Annotated in this window: 17 protein-coding genes; 8 read left to right on the forward strand and 9 right to left on the reverse strand. The window is 25.0% G+C overall.

All coding sequences use genetic code 11. From position 1 onward, the window contains the following. Positions 1 to 62 precede the first annotated feature (62 nt). Complete coding sequence (locus IC758_RS07030) at positions 63 to 1,418, reverse strand: MATE family efflux transporter (protein ID WP_227860837.1); 1,356 nt, start codon at positions 1,416 to 1,418, stop codon at positions 63 to 65. A 948-nt stretch (positions 1,419 to 2,366) separates the two neighbouring features. Here IC758_RS07030 and IC758_RS07035 point away from each other — a divergent pair. Continuing rightward, positions 2,367 to 2,654 (forward strand): hypothetical protein, encoded by a 288-nt coding sequence (locus IC758_RS07035; protein WP_227482289.1) that lies wholly within the window; start codon positions 2,367 to 2,369, stop codon positions 2,652 to 2,654. Between the two features lie 701 nt (positions 2,655 to 3,355). On the opposite strand, the gene IC758_RS21200 is transcribed toward IC758_RS07035, so the two are convergent. Both IC758_RS21200 and IC758_RS07045 read right to left on the reverse strand, forming a co-directional pair. Continuing rightward, positions 3,356 to 3,673, reverse strand: coding sequence for a hypothetical protein (locus IC758_RS21200; protein WP_227482290.1), 318 nt, complete (start codon positions 3,671 to 3,673; stop codon positions 3,356 to 3,358). Between the two features lie 28 nt (positions 3,674 to 3,701). Continuing rightward, positions 3,702 to 4,688 (reverse strand): CPBP family intramembrane glutamic endopeptidase, encoded by a 987-nt coding sequence (locus tag IC758_RS07045; protein ID WP_227482291.1) that lies wholly within the window; start codon positions 4,686 to 4,688, stop codon positions 3,702 to 3,704. A 196-nt stretch (positions 4,689 to 4,884) separates the two neighbouring features. Between IC758_RS07045 and IC758_RS07050 the strand changes: the two genes are divergently transcribed. Beyond that, positions 4,885 to 5,055, forward strand: a complete 171-nt coding sequence (locus tag IC758_RS07050) for a hypothetical protein (protein WP_227482292.1) — start codon at positions 4,885 to 4,887, stop codon at positions 5,053 to 5,055. A 670-nt stretch (positions 5,056 to 5,725) separates the two neighbouring features. Here IC758_RS07050 and IC758_RS07055 read toward each other — a convergent pair. Both IC758_RS07055 and IC758_RS07060 read right to left on the reverse strand, forming a co-directional pair. Beyond that, entirely contained in the window at positions 5,726 to 7,459 is a 1,734-nt protein-coding gene (locus tag IC758_RS07055; RefSeq protein ID WP_227823702.1) for a sensor domain-containing diguanylate cyclase, read from the reverse strand. 413 nt (positions 7,460 to 7,872) lie between these two features. Next, entirely contained in the window at positions 7,873 to 10,107 is a 2,235-nt protein-coding gene (locus tag IC758_RS07060) for an EAL domain-containing protein (RefSeq protein ID WP_227482294.1), read from the reverse strand. Between the two features lie 410 nt (positions 10,108 to 10,517). Between IC758_RS07060 and IC758_RS07065 the strand changes: the two genes are divergently transcribed. Both IC758_RS07065 and IC758_RS07070 read left to right on the forward strand, forming a co-directional pair. Continuing rightward, the gene (locus IC758_RS07065) at positions 10,518 to 11,327 is read left to right on the forward strand and encodes a MerR family transcriptional regulator (protein ID WP_227432767.1); all 810 of its coding nucleotides are present in this window, start codon (positions 10,518 to 10,520) and stop codon (positions 11,325 to 11,327) included. Between the two features lie 440 nt (positions 11,328 to 11,767). Then, positions 11,768 to 12,436 carry a hypothetical protein gene (locus IC758_RS07070; RefSeq protein ID WP_227860839.1) on the forward strand — a complete coding sequence of 223 codons (669 nt, stop codon included), beginning with the start codon at positions 11,768 to 11,770 and terminating at the stop codon, positions 12,434 to 12,436. A 43-nt stretch (positions 12,437 to 12,479) separates the two neighbouring features. On the opposite strand, the gene IC758_RS07075 is transcribed toward IC758_RS07070, so the two are convergent. From IC758_RS07075 to IC758_RS07085, 3 genes are all read right to left on the reverse strand, one after another. Then, positions 12,480 to 13,154 (reverse strand): MgtC/SapB family protein, encoded by a 675-nt coding sequence (locus IC758_RS07075; RefSeq protein ID WP_227432770.1) that lies wholly within the window; start codon positions 13,152 to 13,154, stop codon positions 12,480 to 12,482. Positions 13,155 to 13,374: 220 nt separating this feature from the next. Continuing rightward, positions 13,375 to 13,929 (reverse strand): cysteine hydrolase family protein, encoded by a 555-nt coding sequence (locus IC758_RS07080; protein ID WP_227432771.1) that lies wholly within the window; start codon positions 13,927 to 13,929, stop codon positions 13,375 to 13,377. 78 nt (positions 13,930 to 14,007) lie between these two features. Continuing rightward, positions 14,008 to 14,286: a winged helix-turn-helix transcriptional regulator gene (locus IC758_RS07085; protein ID WP_413926667.1), complete on the reverse strand. Its 279-nt coding sequence runs from the start codon at positions 14,284 to 14,286 to the stop codon at positions 14,008 to 14,010. Positions 14,287 to 14,598: 312 nt separating this feature from the next. Between IC758_RS07085 and IC758_RS21005 the strand changes: the two genes are divergently transcribed. Both IC758_RS21005 and IC758_RS07090 read left to right on the forward strand, forming a co-directional pair. Then, positions 14,599 to 14,733 carry a hypothetical protein gene (locus IC758_RS21005; protein ID WP_255287760.1) on the forward strand — a complete coding sequence of 45 codons (135 nt, stop codon included), beginning with the start codon at positions 14,599 to 14,601 and terminating at the stop codon, positions 14,731 to 14,733. A 195-nt stretch (positions 14,734 to 14,928) separates the two neighbouring features. Beyond that, positions 14,929 to 15,714: a GNAT family N-acetyltransferase gene (locus IC758_RS07090; RefSeq protein ID WP_227836039.1), complete on the forward strand. Its 786-nt coding sequence runs from the start codon at positions 14,929 to 14,931 to the stop codon at positions 15,712 to 15,714. Positions 15,715 to 15,808: 94 nt separating this feature from the next. On the opposite strand, the gene pdaA is transcribed toward IC758_RS07090, so the two are convergent. Then, complete coding sequence (gene pdaA / locus IC758_RS07095) at positions 15,809 to 16,633, reverse strand: delta-lactam-biosynthetic de-N-acetylase (protein WP_227432773.1); 825 nt, start codon at positions 16,631 to 16,633, stop codon at positions 15,809 to 15,811. Between the two features lie 224 nt (positions 16,634 to 16,857). Between pdaA and IC758_RS07100 the strand changes: the two genes are divergently transcribed. Together IC758_RS07100 and IC758_RS07105 are read left to right on the forward strand one after the other, a co-directional pair. After that, positions 16,858 to 19,968 carry a helicase C-terminal domain-containing protein gene (locus tag IC758_RS07100; protein WP_227860840.1) on the forward strand — a complete coding sequence of 1,037 codons (3,111 nt, stop codon included), beginning with the start codon at positions 16,858 to 16,860 and terminating at the stop codon, positions 19,966 to 19,968. A 24-nt stretch (positions 19,969 to 19,992) separates the two neighbouring features. Then, positions 19,993 to 20,592 carry a viroplasmin family protein gene (locus IC758_RS07105; protein WP_227432776.1) on the forward strand — a complete coding sequence of 200 codons (600 nt, stop codon included), beginning with the start codon at positions 19,993 to 19,995 and terminating at the stop codon, positions 20,590 to 20,592. Positions 20,593 to 20,717 lie beyond the last annotated feature (125 nt).

Raw genomic sequence — 20,717 nt, forward strand, 5'->3', positions numbered from 1 at the left:
GATGTTTGCAAGATTGTATAATAGGTATTCTGTATTTTATATATTATTATTGCTACTTTTGTTTAAGCTATTTTTTTTAGACTAGAATCTAATGTAGAAAAATTCTTCTTTAAGAAAATTATTGATGCAATAAGGCATATAAATTCAGAAACAATAGTAGTCATCCATATTCCTTGACCACCAAACATTAGTATCATTACAATTAAACTTAGAGAGACGATTATAAGACCTCTACCAAGAGATATAACTGTAGAAATTGATGGTTTTTCTACTGAAACAAAGAATCCTGAAATTATTACATTAAATCCAACTAATAAGAATGATATAGAGAATATTTTAAATACATGAACTCCTTCATTGAATAATATAGTCTCTTCTGGGTGAATAAACAGAGAAACTATTGGTTCTGAAAAAGTCATACAGATTGCAAATACAGCTATTGAAGCTATTATTGTAGCTTTTACACCCATCTTCAATAATTTCTTTACATTATCTATGTTTCCTGCACCATAATAAAAACTAGTAAGTGGTTGCATACCCTGAGTGATACCCATCATAGTCATAAGAACCAATGTGTTTATATAGTTTATAACACTATAATAAATAAGCGCATTTTCTCCTATATATTTAGTAAGACTCAAGTTAAAAAGTAAAACAACTATACCGCAGCTTAATTCAGTAGTTGAATCAGGGAAACCTATAAAGAGAATTTTTCTAAGTGTCTTAAAATTAACCTTAAATTTAGAAAAATTCAAAGTTGAGTTTTTTCTAAAAAAGTGTATTAAGAAAAAAACAGTAGAAAAAACTTGAGACAAACCAGTCGCAATACCAGCACCCTTTACACCCCATCCAAACTCTATTACAAATAAATAATCTAGTATGATGTTTGTAAGGGCTGATATTATAACACCAACAGTAGCCAATATTGGGAATCCATCAGTTTTTATTATAACTTCTAAAGAATAGGAGACTATAAAGAAACCATTAAAAAATATTATTATTCCTAGGTAGTCTTTAACCATACCAATTGTAGATTCTGTGGCACCTAAAAATAGTGCCAATCTATCTAAGTTAAAAAAGGTTACTGCCAATATAATTAATGATAGTATAATTATTGATACTAAATTAAATGAAAAAACTTCATTTGCAGATTTGATATCTTTTTTTCCTAGATAAATTGCGATTATAGTAGATGCACCAGTTGAAAATAACAAAGAAACCGCAAATATAAAATTAATAAAAGGCATAGATATATTAACAGCAGCTAAGGCTAATTCTCCAACTCCTTTACTTACAAATATTCCATCAACCATTGTATATAATGAGAAAACCCACATTGCAACTACAGATGGAGCTAAGTATTTAAAAAACCTTTTGCCCAAACTTATGTTTTCGTCTATAGATATTTTTGTATCCATTTATTATCACTCCTTGTAAAGCTATTATAAAAATTATGAAACTATTAATTAATAATTTTATTTATTACTAATATAGATGATAAACTATAGTATAGTACCAATGTCAACAGCAAATAGCAAATAATTATAAATTTTATTAAACAATAGTGATTTTAAATGTTTTATAAGTAAATTGTATTATCTATATTACTGACATTTAACTGACAAATAGAAAAAAAGTATTTTAACTGACCATCTAAGTGATACAGCTTTACCAAAATGCAATCCAAGAGTTAGCATCAGAAAAATTGGTATACCTATAAGGATATTTTTCTATTTTTCTAATAACAATTGTGCTTCTTGCTTTGTATAAAACTTAGAATTTGAATTATTTATTTTGCTTGGAGTTGCACCAATATTAGTGGATATATTTTAAATGATTCAAAGCCTACAGCAATGTTAATTGAAAGTTTTTTCTGTGACAATAAAGAAGATTATTAGAGAACTAAAAAACTTGTATATGAAAGTATGGCCAAGTTAATTGTAGAAGGTATATTAAATAAGAGTATTGTAAATAATGATGTGAAGCAAATGTATAAACAATTGTTTATAGTGGTGATGATAAAGTATCAGCAGACATTTTAGGACTATATTACAAGAGAGTAAAAGAAAGTTATCTAGTTACAGATATAGAAGCCTATAAGCCACATTAAACACAAAATCTGTATGTAATTGGTGGAGTAACTTGCAATAAAATAAAAGAAATGAGTAAGATTATAGGAAAAAAATTCACTCAGATATATGACAATGATGTGTGGTCTACAATGGATAAGGCTAGAGAGTTTGTAAAAGCCAAAATATAGATTTAATATTTTATTATAAATAATTATGAAAAATATGGAAAATATGTTTAATATGATTTTGATTAAGGTATAAATTTAATAAATAGAATGATAAGGGGTGGATAAGATGTTAATAAATGATAAGAGTTTTTATCCAAATAATATTTATCCAGCGATAGACTTTCTCAAGATAAAAAGACAATTAAAATCAATATACAAGAATGATTTATCAGATTGTGGAAGCATATGTATAATAGAAAGAAAAGAATATTCTATAAGTATAAATAGCATCGGTGAGATAAATATATATTATGATTTAGAACATGAAAATAAGATACAAAGTATAATTGACGAGATTGAGCAGTTATTTAAGTCTCAAGTTGAAAATTTTAGTATATCAAAACTTAAGAATTGATGGTTAGAAGGTAGCAACTAGAGTTATTTGTTACCTTCTTTTTATATATTTTCTTTCTATAAATTTTTTATTTTCCATGTCATCCAACATTTGTAATGAAGTCATGCAATATATCTGGTATTCTTTAAACTCTATTGATTTTTTATTTGCTTTACCTAGAATAAGAATAAAGAAAATCAAGATAAAACTTTCAATGATAATAAAGTATATTTTTAATTTACTAATTATAATTACAAAGAAGGTTGTTAAAAATGCTACATACAAAGTAATATAAAATGAGGTTACAGGGTTATTTTTAGATTTCAAGGATGACTTAATTCTAGCCTTTTCTTATATTTTCAATAGAGTTCATTTCTTTCATATTATTATAAAATTTAAAACTATAATCATAATATTTTCTATATCAATTATTTCCTCTTTATGAATTTTTTCAATTCATCCATATTATATATCTCATTATTAGATTTAGGCATATTAAAAATCCTTCCTTAGTCCATCTACATTCTGTAAATAATATACTTTAATTTATAGCATATTTAAGAGTTTATATCAGCAATTTGTTGAACGATTTTATATAAAAATAGAGTTAGTTAACAAAAACAGGATGAAATCATACAATATTAGACTAAGCAAAAGGTGATAGAGTAATCATATCACCTTCTTTTGATTATCACTTATATTAGCATTTTATTATAAATAATTTATACAGTTATATATTTCTTTCTGACTAGATAATAGGATACTATTGTTATAATAGATACTAATATTAATGCTATTATTGCAACATCTAATTTTCTTATGAATAAACCTATAACTATGTACTCAAGTCCTATTACATAACGATAAAGTACTTCCAACTTAACAATTCTTTTTTTATCTATATTTCCATACATTGATTCTAATTTATTAAAATATTTTTCACTACAAAAAATAATTTTATATTTAATTAAGTATATTATTGTAGTTAATATTATAATTCCTATTCCAATAAATATAAGATAGGTATTCCAAAAGTTAATATAGTATATCTCCTTTACATAATAATTTTTATATGTTTTGCTTATATTCTTTTGTAAATAGAAATGGAACATAAAAAATTAAAATAAGTATGGATATTTCTAATATATCAGAATAAGTAATAGTTGAACAATAGGTAATACTAGAACCTGATATAAGAAAAGATGTATTATTTAAAGCGTGGATTATAGCACAAAACCATACATTTTTAGTCTTCATGTATACATATCCTAAAAATATTGAAATTCCAAATATATATATTGAGCGAGTTATTAAGCCTAATACTGGTGTTTCGGGTGTATATAATGTAAATATTAGAGGTAAATGCCACAAACTCCAACACATACTTAGTGCTAGAATACCAATTTTTTTACCAAATCTATCAAAAAATATATCTTGCAAAAATCCTCTCCAACCATATTCTTCACCAAAAAAAGGGTATATATATAAGAATAACATCATAGAAGAGAATATATAATTAAAAATACCTTCATAGTTAGGTTGATTTCCTTGTATTATTAGGCTAAGTGATTCTGGAATAATTTTGGAAAACATGAAATAAAAAATTAATAAACAACCTACTTTAATATTTTTTATAGGAGACAAATCTTTTATACTGTCAGAATAAAGAATAATAGATAAACTACTTATAATAACCAATATAGTATTTAATGATTGAAATTGCTGATTATTTATTAAGTTTAATAATTCAATAATAAGTAAAAATAAGTAAATTAGAAAAAATAATATTATTAATGAATAAAATTTATATTTATCATTAGTCATTCCTTCTGTATAAAATTTTGCGATTGCAACTGAGGATAAGGGCAATATCATCATAAATAATCCAAAATTTTCTGGGTCAATAAACTTATTGAAATATAATAGAAAACCTAATAAATAAGTTAAACCAAAAGTTATAGAAAAAAATATTATAATCTGTATTTTATTTCTTTTTTCCTCGTTTTCAATATATTTTGGGTTTAATAAATCAATCCATTTTTCTTTTAACTTCAATAGAAAAACCTCCTTTAAGATATGACTTTTTTTAAATAATCACAAAATTATATTAGATTTAATTTTCCTAATCAAAGTATAGCAGTAGTATAAGTATAAAGAGTGTCTAAAAAATTACAAATACAAATTGATTTAATTTCAAATATAATATAATAAAAATAAATTAATAAAATTTTATTTAGAAGGGCTAATTTTTATGGAAATAAAAAAGATAGATAGTAATTATATAGAACATTTACTTAATAAATTAATCAATGAAGATAGCATAAATGAAAATATTTTATCCAATTTACTTGAAGTGGAAGTAGAAAAATTAAAAAATTATAAAAAGTATGAAAAAGAGTTAACAATAGATTTAGATACTTGAGTAAATGGGTAAACTTAGCACTACAACTTGAATATACTATAAATGTTGATTAAGATTCTAGATTTAGAGGTATTTTAAGTTTATTAATTGATTTAAAGTAGCGACTTCCTGAAATATCAAGTTTTTTGACATTTGGAAAAATCGCATTTCCATCTTTTGATGCCAAGAAAAAACTGTCAGTAAAAGGGGGATATTCTTTAAATTTTTTGTTTTCATAGTACTTTTATTCTTTAAGCATATGAAAGATGTTTTAAATAATTTCAGTATATCATCGAGATGACTTATAAACAATAACACAAATTAAAAATACATCTTATTAAATTGACAAATATTTTAACTTATATTATTGATTATAAAATTAGAAACTTATATATAACGAAATATTTTTATACAAAAATATTTCGTTATATATAAAATATGTATAAGATTAAAAGATAGTATAAAAACCAGTAAAGAGGTCTATATGTTAACCTCAGAAAGTTTAATATATAAGTAGTAGTTAGAGGATTGGAGCATATAGTAAAGAAGTTGAATTATTAAAAATTATATTGATTGTAATAACTTAACTTGGGAAGAATTTACTGTTTACAGTGCTTCATTATAGCATTTATAAAAGTATATATCTTATAAATTAAATTTATATTAATATGGAATATGTTAAATAAATATATTATTCACATATTCTGTAACAATTTTTACCACTTGCTTTTGCTAAATACAAAGCTTCATCTGCTTTAGAAAATAAGTTTTTATATGATTTACTTGAATCTGTAGCAAAAGCGATACCAATACTTAATGTTATTTGATGATTGTTTTTTACTTTTATTTTGCTTACATCAGTTAAAATATCATTAATACTTTTTATTACAAAATCCTTTGTCAACGATTTCATAAATATCATAAACTCATCTCCGCCAATACGAGCAACTATATCCTTATCATCTGCATTTTGCATTAATATTTTTGAAACAGCAACTAAAACTTCATTTCCTTCTAAATGTCCAAAAGAATCATTTACAGTTTTAAAGTCATCAATGTCAATGACCATTAAAGCTTCATTATTTTTTTGTTTAGTACTGTTAAGATACTCATCTATAAAATTTTCTGATGCTTTTTGATTATAAAGCTGTGTTAATGGATCTCGTTGAGTTTGAGCAATTAATTTTTCTAATTTAGATTTGTCTTCAGTTATATCTTTCAAAACGCCAATTGTTTTGATTGGATTATGATCACCATCATAAATAACTGAACATTGAACACGAATCCATCTCCATTCATCTTTAGTTAATGATTCTAACTGTCGTATTTCAATTGTTTCACGAAGATTTCCGCGAAGTACTTCTAATAATTTACCAATATCATCAAGATGAATACTTTTTCCATCTTTCAATATGTTAGAATAATTTTTCGTTTCAAAATTTTCTAGTTCAATTTTTCGGTCTATTTCAACTCGTTGATATATCATAAAGTTATCGTTTTCAATGTCATATTCAAACATAATATCTGTAATGTTTTGTAAAGCAATGCGATAGCGTTCTCTCTCTAACTTTAATTCAGACTCTATATTTTTTAGTTGAGTGATATCTGTAATAATGCTATTAATTTTTACGATACCATCACTATTTAAGGATTTCATTCCAGAGTCTAATACCCACATTAATGTTCCATCTTTTTTACGTATTCTATATTCAGATGAATAGGTAGTGCCTTTTGCAAAACAACGTTGGCAATCTTCTAGTGCTTTAGGTAAATCTGGTGGGTATACAGCACCTACTGCAGAGCCACCACTCATTTCAATAAACTCATCGTATGTATATCCTAATATTTTGGGTAATCCTTCATTGACATAGAAGAATGAATATGTATCATCATCATTACTTCCTTTTAATCCACCATTGATATTATTGGTAATCATTTCAATTACTTCTGTTTTTTCCTTTAGTAATCTTTGCAAATAATCATAACTTTGTGTTCCTATTTTATTAGGGAAGAATTCATCAACTTGCATTTCACTATATGGATTTGATATGTGCATATGTCTCACCAATAACTGTCCATTATTTTCAATTATTTCAAATGTACAACGCTGACACACCTCTAAAATCATTTGGTCATTTTCTTTAGTACGAATAGTATATTTTCCTACTACAATACACCTATATTTATCTTCACTTACAACTTCAAATGTTTCATTATTCATATCACAAGAAGGGACTTCATTTTGACCAGCATAAAAATAGTCTTTTATTTCATTAAAAGAAGTGAGAAACTCTTGTTCCCCTGGACCAATCCAAGTAATATCTTTTGACAGATATCTTAATACCTCATTAATATCTCGATTTACATAAAAACTCATTAAAATATGTCTTACCAATTCAGGTGCTTTTTTTGAGAGTGTGCTCATGATATTCCCCTTTCTTAATATTATATAAATTAATTATATTATACATTAATGCTTTTAAATTAGAAAACTTTGTTGAACTATGACATTTCTATGAAATAAGAAAAATTTATGCAATATTTTAAGTAAAAGTAGGTTTTTTATATAAAAACTTATTTTATCTATGTTAACTCTGATTTATAGCATCAAATGATTTTATTATAAAAACACAAATAAATCAAAAATAGTTACTCTAAATAGCCTAGTGCCTTAAATTTAAATTAATTTTATTGCATTATATATTAACTTATAGCACATAGTGGGAATTTTATCATCAATTTGTCGAACGATTGTTATTAATTATACATAAATTGGAATTTTAATTTAATAAATCTATAACAGTATTTGTAATTTATTTATAGTTGAGACAGTTAAAATTAAATATCTATTAAATTTTTTATTTTATCAACATCGATATACATACCTTGTGCAATAGATCTTCCATCAATTGCAGAAAGATTACATTGTTTATACATAACTGTAACAATCTGACCATTACGTTTTATAAATCTGTATAAAAAAGGATTAATATTATTTGTGTCAATCATTTCTAAACTTTTTTTATAAACAAAATCTAAATCATCTGGATGAACAATTGCTCTTAAGTTGCCACTCATTTCACCAAAAAATTGTTCTTTTGTATAACCTATAATATCAAACATTTCCTCATTCATATATGTAATAATCATATCACCAAGTAAATCATAGCGAATGATACCTACAGGTAGCATTGAATAAAATTGTGATAAAGTACTACTTTCATCGAGATGAGTGTTTGTCATTTTAGGTATTGAATATGATTCAAATTCATTTATATAACCAGCAGTTTTAATTAAATCTAAATGTATTTTTGTTAAGATTAATTTATTTTCTGAAATAATACAATTTGCACTAAAATAGAAATTACTATATTTTTGATAATCAGTAGTTTCATCAGATAAAACAGCTTCTCCACTAATTAGTAATGAATCTGAACCAACATCATGTGGAGTTATACTTTTATAAAGAATAGAAAATTTTTTACCTTTGATATGTTTTTCAAAGTGTTCTATCACCTCAGAAAAAGATATAAGTTCTTTTTTGTTATAAAAATCAAACCATTTAATATTTTCAATAACATTTGCTCTTAGTTTTTGCATATCTTGCATAATAAAAAATGCATCAAAGATTTTTTCTATTAAAGATTTTCCTATATCAGAATATTTGATAAACATTTTATCTGAAGTATTTTTTTTAGATAGTAACTTTTCAAATTGCTTACATTCCATAGGTTTTGCATAATAAAAACCTTGAGCAATGTCACAGTTTATGCTTTTGATAAACTCTACTTGTTGTTTTGTTTCAACACCTTCACATACTGTAAGCATACCAAGAGCTCTTGCAATATTTATTATAGAATACAAAATTGTTGTATTTTTAAAATCATTTAAGTCATGGGATAAAAATATTTTATCAATTTTTATTATATCCAAAGGGAGATTTTGCAACATACCAAAGGATGAATATCCAGAGCCAAAATCATCTATTGATACAGAAAAACCAAAAGAACGTAATTCGTTTAGTTGTTGAATAATTGTATTTGTATCTTCTATTAATATATTTTCTGTAATTTCAATGCTAAAATTTGATGTAGATATACTGTATTTCTCAGTAATATTTTTTAAAGTACTTGGAAAATTAGGGTTAAAAAAGTGAAGACGAGAAAAATTACAACAAATTGATACAAACACATCATTGTTATCAATCCATCTTCTTATATTTCTACAGTTTTCTTCAAATAAATATAAATCTAATTCTATTATAAGTCCAGAGTGTTCAAATAAAGATATAAATTTATCTGGAGTGAGAAGCCCTTTAAGAGGATGTCTCCAGCGTGCAAGTGCTTCACATCCAACTATAGTATTACTTTTTATGTTATAAAGTGGTTGGTAAAATACCTCAATTTGTTTATCCAATAAAGCATATGATATTTCTGATAAAAATTCTTTATCACTTTCTAATTTATTATAAAAATTATTATCATTAAAATCAAATGAAATGTATCTATTTTTACCTTCACTTTTAGCTTTTTTTAAAGCACTATATACTTGATTTAAAAGTATTAAAGTAGTTACATCTGATTTACCATTCCAAACTGTACTACCAATACTAAATGTAACATTAGAATAGACTTCTTTTTCATTAGGAAGTTGTATTTTTAATTCCCTAGCAGATTTTATAATAGATGTTCCCATATCATCTAATTTTTCCTTTGATATATTTGGGATAGCAATCAAAAATCCTTCTCCTTTTAAATGGCCAACTATTCCTTTAGATTCTGGAACATAATACAATAGTTTTTGAATGAGATTAATTAATAAATTTTCTCCAACTAGGTATCCGTATATATCATTGAATAATTTAAAATTATCAATATTTAATAACATAATTCCAATAGAAGTATTTTTTGAAATACAATTATCAATATATTGATATATACATTTTCTATTTGGCATTTTAGTAAAAAAATCTATTTCGTTTGAGACTTTTAATTTACAATTTCTTTTCTCTAAATCTTTAGACAATAGTTCTACTTTTTTATTTAACATTTTTATATAATCATAATTTGGCATAGCATTCCTCCATAAGATACTTTGATTTTTTGATACTAACTGTGTTTATATTAAAAATATTTAAATGTTAATTAATATTTGAACAATATACTGAAATAATATATCAATATTATTAAATTTATAAAGGTATATTTTGGAAATAAAAAATATCATATAAAAACATAATGGCATAGATGTAAATACAAAGTCAAATATATCTTTTGAAAAGCGTAGAGTCAGAAACATCATAATCAATATTATAATAGAATAATGAACAAAATATAGATATATTTAGATAGTTAACAAAATACAATTTATTTTTGAAAACTTGTTTTAGACGATTTTTTAGTATATTCTAAAATAGAATTAGGGAAATAGACGAGTTATTTATTTTTAAGAAAAAATATAATTATGGAGGTCTTTATATATAAATGAAAGATTATTATAAAATAGGAGAAATATCTAAAATATATGGTATAGGAAGAGATTCTTTAATGTACTATGAAGAAATAGGAATTCTAAAACCATTTAGAGATACCAATGGATATAGAATGTATAATATATCTGATATATGGAAATTGAATTTGATAAAAGAATTTAGAAGTTTGAATTTTCCAATGAAAAAGATAAAAGAATATTTAGACGATAGAAGTATAGAATCTACAAAAACTATATTAAATGAAGAACTTGATTTAATTGACAAAAAGATGCTTGAACTTGTAAGTCACAAGGAAAATATCATAACAAGATTAAGTTCAATTGAAAGTGTGATTCAAAATACTAAAATAGATGAGATAGAAGTTGTATATATAGAAAAAAGAAAAGCCTTAGAATTAAATGCTGATATAGAAAGAGATGAGGATTTTGATTTCTTAATTCAAAAGCTTCAAAAAGAATATGAAGACAGATTTAATATACTTGGAAATAATAATATTGGTTCTGCTTTTTCTATTGAAGCAATCAATAATGGTATCTTTAATGAGTTTAAGTCTGTATTTTGTTTTTTGGAAGATAATGAGGAGATATATAATATAGTTTTTGATGAGGGGTACTATGTAACATTAAATTATACTGGAAGTAACTCTAATAATAAAATATATATGGAAAAAGTATTTAGATTTATAGAAGAAAATAATTATAAAATAAATGCTGCGCCAATAGAGATATATAAAATAGATATACATGAAACTGGAATTGTAGATGAATTTGTAACTGAAATTCAAGTTCCTGTAAATAAATAGCTAAATTTTAATAAACTAGACAATAAATAACGTAAAAAAATGTAAATTTGCCACCAATTTGCCACTTTATTATAAAATCGGTGGCAAATTGTATTTTAAGAACTTCTAAAATATTTACTGTTTCATTTCCATTCTATGTGTGACATAAGAATAAGTCTTAATTATGTTTTATATTGGTTAAAGTATAAGTAGATAGTGTTTAGATTGAAAATTAGTAATAATTATCTTTATACCCAATTAACAATATATAATTTTGATTTTCGACAACATTTATTATTTGTTTATTATATAATTTAATTAATAATGTATAAACAGGGGGATATAGGATGAAAATTAAGGGATTATTAAAAATTAACATCAATATTTATCAGACTTAAATCTTATTAGATTGATAGTCATGGATGATAAAGTAGTTAACTTATTGTTTTGGAGGGGAATTTATGTTTGAGAAGTTTAAAGTATTAAAAAGTTGGCAAAAGATATTAATTGTTATTATAGGAATTTTATTATTACCATTAACATTATTATTATTGTCTATTCTATTTTTAGTAAAAAGTATAAATAAAAATAGTAATAAAATAGTAAAAACATTAAAAGTTGTTATAAGCCTATTTGTAGTGTTTATACTCTTAATGTTCAATTGGGTATGGTGGGGAGCAACGTTTAAAGTAGCAACGGAACCTAACTTAAATGAGCAACAGGAAATAAAAAGAAAAGAAGAACAGGATACAAAAGACAAGGAAGTAAAAGAAAAACAAGAATTAAAAGCAAAAGAAGAAAAAGATAACTTAGAGAAACAAAAGAAAAAAGAGTTAGAAGAAAAGAAAAAACAAGAGGAGTTAGAGTTAGCTCAGAAGGAAAAAGCAGAAAAACTTGATAAAGAAAGTGTCGATAAGTCAACTGAAAACGTTCAAGTTCAAAATCCTAAAACTGAAGAATCAAATCCAAACAACCAAAAAACATCTGAAACTGTATATGCAAATGGAGGAAAATCTAAATCAAATAAATATCATTCTTCTCCTACTGCACATAATATGGAAGGTGCAATTTCAATGAGTAGAGAAGAAGCAGAAGCAAATGGATATGTAGCTTGTAAAATATGTTATTAGTAACAAAGAAATAGACTAGTGTTTAGCTAGTCTATTTTTTATATTATATCTCTAAAGATTCTATAAGAGGATTATCACTAAACAACTTTAACAGATTTGTCTTTTTATATCCTTTGGGTAATTTAGTATAGATAATTACTTCTAGCCAATCTCCATCAATGCGTTTAATATTCATATTTATAATTTCAATTTTAGACTGCTTAAATTTTTCTTCAATATATGAGATTGAATCAGTGCTGTTAGAAATTTTGAGAGAGACCTGCTCTGCTGTAGGGAGTTTCATCCATTTCCTATCTCTATGAAGTAGTATTTGCGTGATAACGATAATAATGCTTGAAACAATACCAAGTAAGTATAATCCACAACCAATTGCAAGCCCTGTACCTGCTGTCGCCCATATACCAGCAGCTGTAGTAAGTCCACTCACTGATTGATTTCTGATAAATATCAATCCAGCCCCTAAAAAACCTATCCCACTGACAACCTGTGCTGCAACACGGGCAGGGTCTAAACCAATACCTGGAGTACCTACTACATCATCAAACCCATATTTAGAAACAATGATTATAAGTGCTGATCCTAGTGCTACTATAAAATGAGTTCGGATTCCAGCTTCTTTTAGCCTATTCTTTCTTTCATATCCAATCAAAGCTCCACATAAACCAGCAATAATGATTCTTGCTATATATTCAAATTGAATAAGTATATGATTATTCATCTATTTAGCACCCCCTTTTATGTAATATTATATATACTATAACACTACATTTTTTATGTGGATATAGTAACATTTGAAAATTATATGATTGTTGCACCTAAATCTAAAATCAGAAAAAGTATTTTATATATATAAAAATACTAGAAGGGATATATAAGATTATATGATTAAAGAGCAAACTTAAATTAATTAAGTTTGCTCTTTATAATGGTAAATATTTTTATTTACAATAATTAGACAAAAAAATGTCTGTATTTTTTATATCTGCAAAACTAGATTGTAAGGATGCCATAAATACTTGATGTACAATTTCAGCATTAATCTCTTTGTCATCCCAAAATAAATTTTTTGTTGTGCAAGCATCGCTTATAAGCGTAATATCGTATCCAAGTTTCTTTGCTGTTCTTACACTTGTATCAATACACATATGACTCATCATTCCACAAATCACTAATTTATCTATGTTTTTTTCTTCAAGACAACTTTGTAAACGTGTTTTAAAAAAACTATCTGGTGTATTTTTAATGATAATTTCTTCATTCTCAAGTGGAAAAACATTTTTATTTATTTTTGCACCATAAGTGTCGGGGAGAAAGAATGATGAAGTTGAACTCATTGATATATGCTGTATATGAATAATTGGTAAGTTATTTTTTCTAAAGAGTGTCAGTATTTTTTTAGCATTTTCAGCAGTTTTTTCTGTATTAAATAATTCACATTTCCCATTTTTAAAATAATCATTTTGAATATCAATTAAAATTAAAGCTATAGACATATTTATACCTCCTTATATATTTTAATTATAATACTGCTAAATGAAATGTAAATTACTTACTTTTTGGTATGTATAGAATTATTTATTATAACAGATTCCTTTATTGTCTAAAAATTCTTGTTGTCCATGTTCAAGCATATATTCTATACCTATTTCTTGCATTATCTCTACAGCTTGTAGCATTTTTTTGCCACGATTGGTAAGAAAATATTCAGTATGTAATGGATATCCAGTTGAACTGATTTTATCAACAATACCAAATTCTCTAAGTTCTTTTAATTGTTGGATTAACATTTTTTGACTTATTCCATCTATACTATGCTCTAAGTTAGAGAATGTTTTATTACATTGTCTCAACTTGAATACAATTATAGTCTTCCATTTCCCTTTAATGATATCATGTACAATTTCAAGAGGGCATGTATATTCATCTCTTATTTTTATAATATATCACCTCCATAAAATGATAATAAATTATATCACTGTTTTTATAATATGACAAATCTATATGAAGTATATATAAAATTTGTGTTTTATTAAGTTCTAAATTTCTTCTAATATAGTTCACACTTAGTACACAAATAGTTAGTAATATATAAGTAAGTAATATATTTGATACAAATTAAATAATTTTAAAATAATTTATGATAATTTAGAGGAGGAAAATATATGAATATATCAAGAAAAGCTATGAGAATAATAGAATTAGCACAAAGGATTGCAACCAAGAGAGGTATCTCAGTAGAAGAAGCCTGGGATGAGGCATTAAAAGAATATAAACAGAAATACCAACATATTGCATAGAAATTTAAAAATATAGTTCAATTTTGTAAAGTAGAAAATATAATATAATCACTGATTGATTTTTCTGAAAAAATTATAAATTTACAAATTTAAATTATTTACAAAAATTTAGAATATTTAGTAGAAGTTAATAACTTTAAATGATACTATAAATTATAAGGTATATCATTATTAACACAAAAGGAGGATGTACACTTGATTGTAAAAATAGATAATACTTTAGAAAAAAAATTCTGGCAATATGTATCACATGAAGAAAGTTTAAACTTATTTATAATTGGATATGTTGAAAACTATGGATTTAGTTCTGATTCTCAAGAAGTATGGTCTCAGACAAAAGAAGGAAGTATAACTTCTATAATATTAAAAAATAAGTCAACACTTATAATCTATAGTTTAGAAAATAATTTTGATGTAGAAGAAATGAAAAGCCATATAAAAGGATTAGATATAGAAAGTATAAGTGGAAAAAAGTGTGTAATAGATAGACTAGTGAGTATATACAAAGATTTTTATGAAAAATTGGATAATAAATTTTGTATATTAAAGAAAATAAAAGAGCTGGATTTTTCTACTATGAATGAATATAGGATAGAAAAGGCATATGAAAGAGACATTGATGAAATAGGAAAACTTTTAAATGAATCAGGATATAAGGTAAGTCCAAATTACATAGAAGCAAGAAAAGAGTACTTAAAAGAAGGTAACGTAAGAGCATATTTCATAAAAGATAATAATACTATGATTAGTACTGTATCAACTGGTATGGAAACTAGTTTTTTAGCAATGATAGTTTCTGTAAGTACAGACAAACAGCATAGAAAAAAAGGGCTTGCTAGTTATATGGTGTACAATTTAAGTAAAGAACTATTGTCAGAAGGGAAAATACCATGTCTTTTTTATAATAATGAAATAGCAGGAAAAATATATCACGATATAGGATATGAAGAGATAAATGAATGGACAATGCTTTTTAAATAATTCTAAAACACAAAACTCCATCAAGAATTAAAGTATTTATAAATAGATTTATTTTTACTATAATTCATGAGGGAGTTTTATTTTAATTAAAATGTTATTTTTTACTGCTTAAATAGTCAAGTGTTTTAAGTTTGTAACCTTCTTTTTCCCAATGTGTAAGTACTTCATCCAATATCTCAGTATTAGTTGAAGAATTTGGATGTAATAAAACTATTGCACCAGGATGTGTTCTAGAGTAAATTTTGTTTTTAGCAAACTCATGAGTAGGTTGTTTCTTTTCATACCAATCTACATAAGCAAAACTCCAAAATATAGATTTATAACCCAAGTCTTGTGTATATTTTAGAGATTGTTCACTAAATTTACCCATTGGTGGTCTAAAATATTTAGGCATTTCTTTTCCAGTAACATCTTTATATGCTTTTTCTACACTTGTAATTTCTTCTTTGAATTTTTCAAAATCTGTAATCCCAGCCATTGATGGATGACTTTTTGAGTGATTACAAACCAAATGACCTTCTTTTTCCATACGTTTTATTAAATCTGGATTACTTTTTATATAACTCTCAACTACGAAAAATTGTGCCTTTGCATTGTGTTTTTTTAGTGTATCTAACAACTTTGGAGTGTTCCCACTTTCATATCCAGCATCAAATGATAAGTATATAACTTTTTCATTAGGGTTTCCTACATAATATGAATCATATTTCTTAAAAAAATTGGCTTCTTTTATAGGTGATGGTTGTTTACCATCCTCTCTAGGATTAAAATACCAATCATATTCATGTGTATCAAGTGTTGGACTAGAAATTTGAGTTTTTGTTTTATCTAGGGATTTAAAGTTCATACTAGCAATTCCAAAAAGTATTAAAGCGAATGCTCCTATCATAATGTATTTTTTCAGGCTATCTTTTTTCACAATGTCACCTCTTATTTAAAATTTCAAGTAAATCTTTCTTATAATATAGTTTGAATATTTATAGTTAAAAATATTCATATATACAAATAATAAATTAAAGAAGTTTCTTTTAAGATATATAAAATAACATTAATTATCTTAAACAAAATACATTATAAATGATAAAATATAAGGAGCAATTATTGTGTAGAAGTGAAATTGGTTTAACTTGAAGGGATAAAAAAATGAATAATATAATAAGTATATTGAATGATGTTGTTTTTTTAGATATAGAAGTTAGTGGAATAGACTATTTAAATTCAGAAATTTTAGAAGTTGGAGCTGTTAAAATTAAAGATTGGAAAGCTGAGACATATCAATCGTTAATAAAAAATAAAGCTGAAGTACCTATAGAAGTATTCTCTCTATGTGATAATCTTAAAAAAATTGATTTAGAAGATGCTTTTAATCTAAAAATGGTAGAAGAGGAGTTAAGAAATTTTGTAGGAGATAGTCTGATTATATGTCATGATTTAAGTTTTAAAATAAAGTTTTTTGAGTACTATATGCCAAAGCTAAAAAATAAATTTATTGATTCAATTGAGTTGGCAATTATTTTAGAGCCATATCATAAGGATTATAGTTTGGTGTATTTAAAAAGTATTTTAACTAGCGATAAATCTGAGACCAAGAATAGAGCTTTATCAGATGCTATTAATACTATAAATATTGTAAATTCTCTTTTAATAAGATTTAATAACCATGAGAAAACTAATTTAGAGCCATTAAGTTTTAAAATAAATTCATATCTAAATAAGTTTAATCTTGGAAAATGGGAATGGAGTAAATTTTTAGAAGAAGCAAACTATGATTTATCTCATGATGTAAGTATTATAAAAGAACATGAGGAGTTTAATCCAAAAGAAGAAAATATAAAAGAAAAAGAAACTTTAAAAATTTTACGTGAGCAAGAAAAGAAATATGAAGAATTATTAAAATATAAGCATATATGGGAGAGTAAAGAGGGATTTACATATGAATATAGACCAGGTCAGTATGAGCTTACTAAGGCAATACGAGAATTGTTTAGAAATAATGAAGATGACGAAAAAATTGCGTGCATAGAGGCGCCAACAGGGATAGGAAAAAGTGTTGGATACTTATTGCCAGCTATATTAGAAGCTAGAATTAATAAAAAAAGATTGCTAATTTCTACTGATACAAAAGAATTGCAGATACAATTGATAAATAAAGATATTCCAAATGTGTTAAATTCTTTAGGGTTAAATGGTAAAGTAAGTTATGGATATATAAAGGGAAAAAACAACTATATATGTATAGATAGATTAGAAGCATATATAGCAGATTATGAGTCTCAAGAACCTACTAAAGAAGAAATATTATCTTTAATATTTTTAGAAAGATTAGTTGAAGGTGGTAAATATGGAGATATAGAAGAAATAAATTATTGGGTGTTGGATAACTTCAAGGAAATAAATACTCACTTAAGAAATATAAGTTGTGACCCAAACATGTGTAAACCTAAAAAATGTAAAAAAGATTGTCTATATAAAAATAGGACAGAAGAGTTAAAAGATGAACATATAACAGTAATAAACCACTCTTTACTGGCTAAATGGCCATATAAAGATGAAAAGCCTTTAGAAAATATAATAGTAGATGAGGCTCACAATTTAACTGAAAAAGGATATGATTTTTTTTCAAGTATCATAAATTCAAAGTCTTTAAGATACTTATTGCAAGAAATTTATCCTTATGAATTTATACAAGATAGTAGTTTTATGTATAAAAAAACTAATACAAACATGAAGAAAATAAAGGCTTTTGATAAATTCTATCATATATTAAAAATTGAAAGAAAAGATAAACAAAAGATTGCTAGGAGTATAAATCTTATTATTGAAGAAATAGATTCAATATTAGCATTTGGCAATTGTAGTGAATATGGTAATGTAAGCAATTATAACCTAAGATGGGAATTAAATTTACAAATAGATGAAATTGCAGGAAAAATAAAAAAAGATGATATAGATACTGAAGTTAGCTATAGATTGTATAGTGAAAAGATAAAACTAAGTTGTGAAAAAATAATAAAAAATTTAGTTTCAATAATAATTGTAATTTATAGGAATATTGATGATGATAGTATAGATAAAGAAACAGATATATATAAGTTTGGAAAAGCAAAGACAAGAGATTTAGAGGATATAAAAATTGTTTTTGAAATTTTCTTAGAGTATGATGAGAATGATGATTATGCAAGAATAGTTGAAATTGAAAAGAATTATAATGATTTTGAATTTAGAGTAGTTCCATTAAAAATAGCAGATTTATTTGAAGAAAATATTTTATCTCAGCTAGAGAAAGGAATATTTTTATCAGCAACCTTAAGTTTATCTCAAAATATGTCTTATTTTAAAACTACATTGGGAATAGATAGGGTTAAGAATATAGAAAAAATTATAGAACCAATTTTTGATTATAAGAATATGGTTTCTGTAGTAGCGTTTTCTGATATTTGTGAGTATAAAAATGCTGAATTTCCAAATGAAATAAGTAAAATTATATCGAATATATCATGCATTACAGAAGGGCATATGTTAGCTCTTTTTAATAGTAAAAATAGACAAGAAAAAACTTATGATATATTAAAAAAATATTTGTATGGTTTAAATTTAGAAATTTATGCTAATAAAAAAGGCGTTAGACATCTTAATGATTTAAATAGAAAGTGTGTAGTACTTGGCTCAAAAGGATGTTTTGAAGGTGTAGACATTCCAGGTGATGGTTTGGTATGTGTAACTTTGGACAAGCTTCCTAATTTAAACCCTAAAGACCCTTTGTATTATACTATAATGAAGAAGTATAATATAGATTATTACAGTATAAATTATCCCCAGATGACTATAAAAGTAAAGCAAGCTATGGGAAGACTTTTAAGAAGTAAATATGATTATGGATGCTTTGTGATTTTTGATGTTGGCACTAATATAAGCACATTAAAAAGACTAGAGCAAGATTTGCATGGTTGTAAAATTTTAAAGATGAATAGTAACGATTTTTATACTTATGCAAAAAAACACTTAAATAAATCTAGAAGCCTAATACTAAAATCTGTTATATTTGATACTATAAAAGCATTACAGGTCAATACTAAAATAGAAAATGATGAAGTTGATAAAAATACTATAAAAAAAGATATCAATGAAAATATAAGGCAAAGAGCTGTAAAAGGAGAAGTATATCATATAGATATTGAAAACAAAGATATGAGAGTAAAGTATTTCGATAAAAATTATCTAATAAATCTAGATATATTTATGAGAGAAACATAAAAACTAATGGTGGGAGTGATATATTTGGCAAAACAAAAGTTTTATGCTGTAAAAAAGGGCAAAAAAATTGGAATATATGAGACATGGGATGAGTGTAAAAAACAAGTAAATGGATTTTCAGGAGCTGAATACAAGAGTTTTACTACATCACAGGAAGCAAAAGAGTATGTTTATGGAGCAACAAAACCAACATTTAAAGAAGATGAAGAATTTATAGAAGCATATGTTGATGGTAGTTATGAGCATTCAATAAAGATGTATGGTTCAGGTGTTGTAATTCTAAAGAAGAATGAAGTTATAAAAACTTATAGTAAAAATGGAAAAGAGCAAACTTTAGTAGGTATGAGAAATGTGGCGGGTGAGATAGAAGCTTCTAAAATTGCAATGCAGTACTGTATTGATAATAATATTCAAAACCTGATTTTATATTTTGACTATGAAGGTATTGAAAAGTGGTGCACTGGAGTTTGGAAAACAAATAAAGAAGGAACTATAGCATATAAAAACTTTTATGATAGTATCAAAACGGAGTTAAATGTCAGATTTATGAAAGTTAAAGCGCATTCTGGAAATAAATATAATGAAGAAGCTGATAAGTTAGCCAAAAAAGCTATTGGTATATAATTAGGAATTAGCATGCTATTAAAAAAACATTGACTTATAACCAAAAAAGCAGGATTGTATTATAATAAGATAAGTTTCTGATTTCAAAATAATTGATATTATTATCAATTAAGTAAAACTCATTT

Source organism: Clostridioides sp. ES-W-0016-02, from assembly GCF_020641035.1.
Classification (GTDB): Bacteria; Bacillota; Clostridia; order Peptostreptococcales; family Peptostreptococcaceae; genus Clostridioides.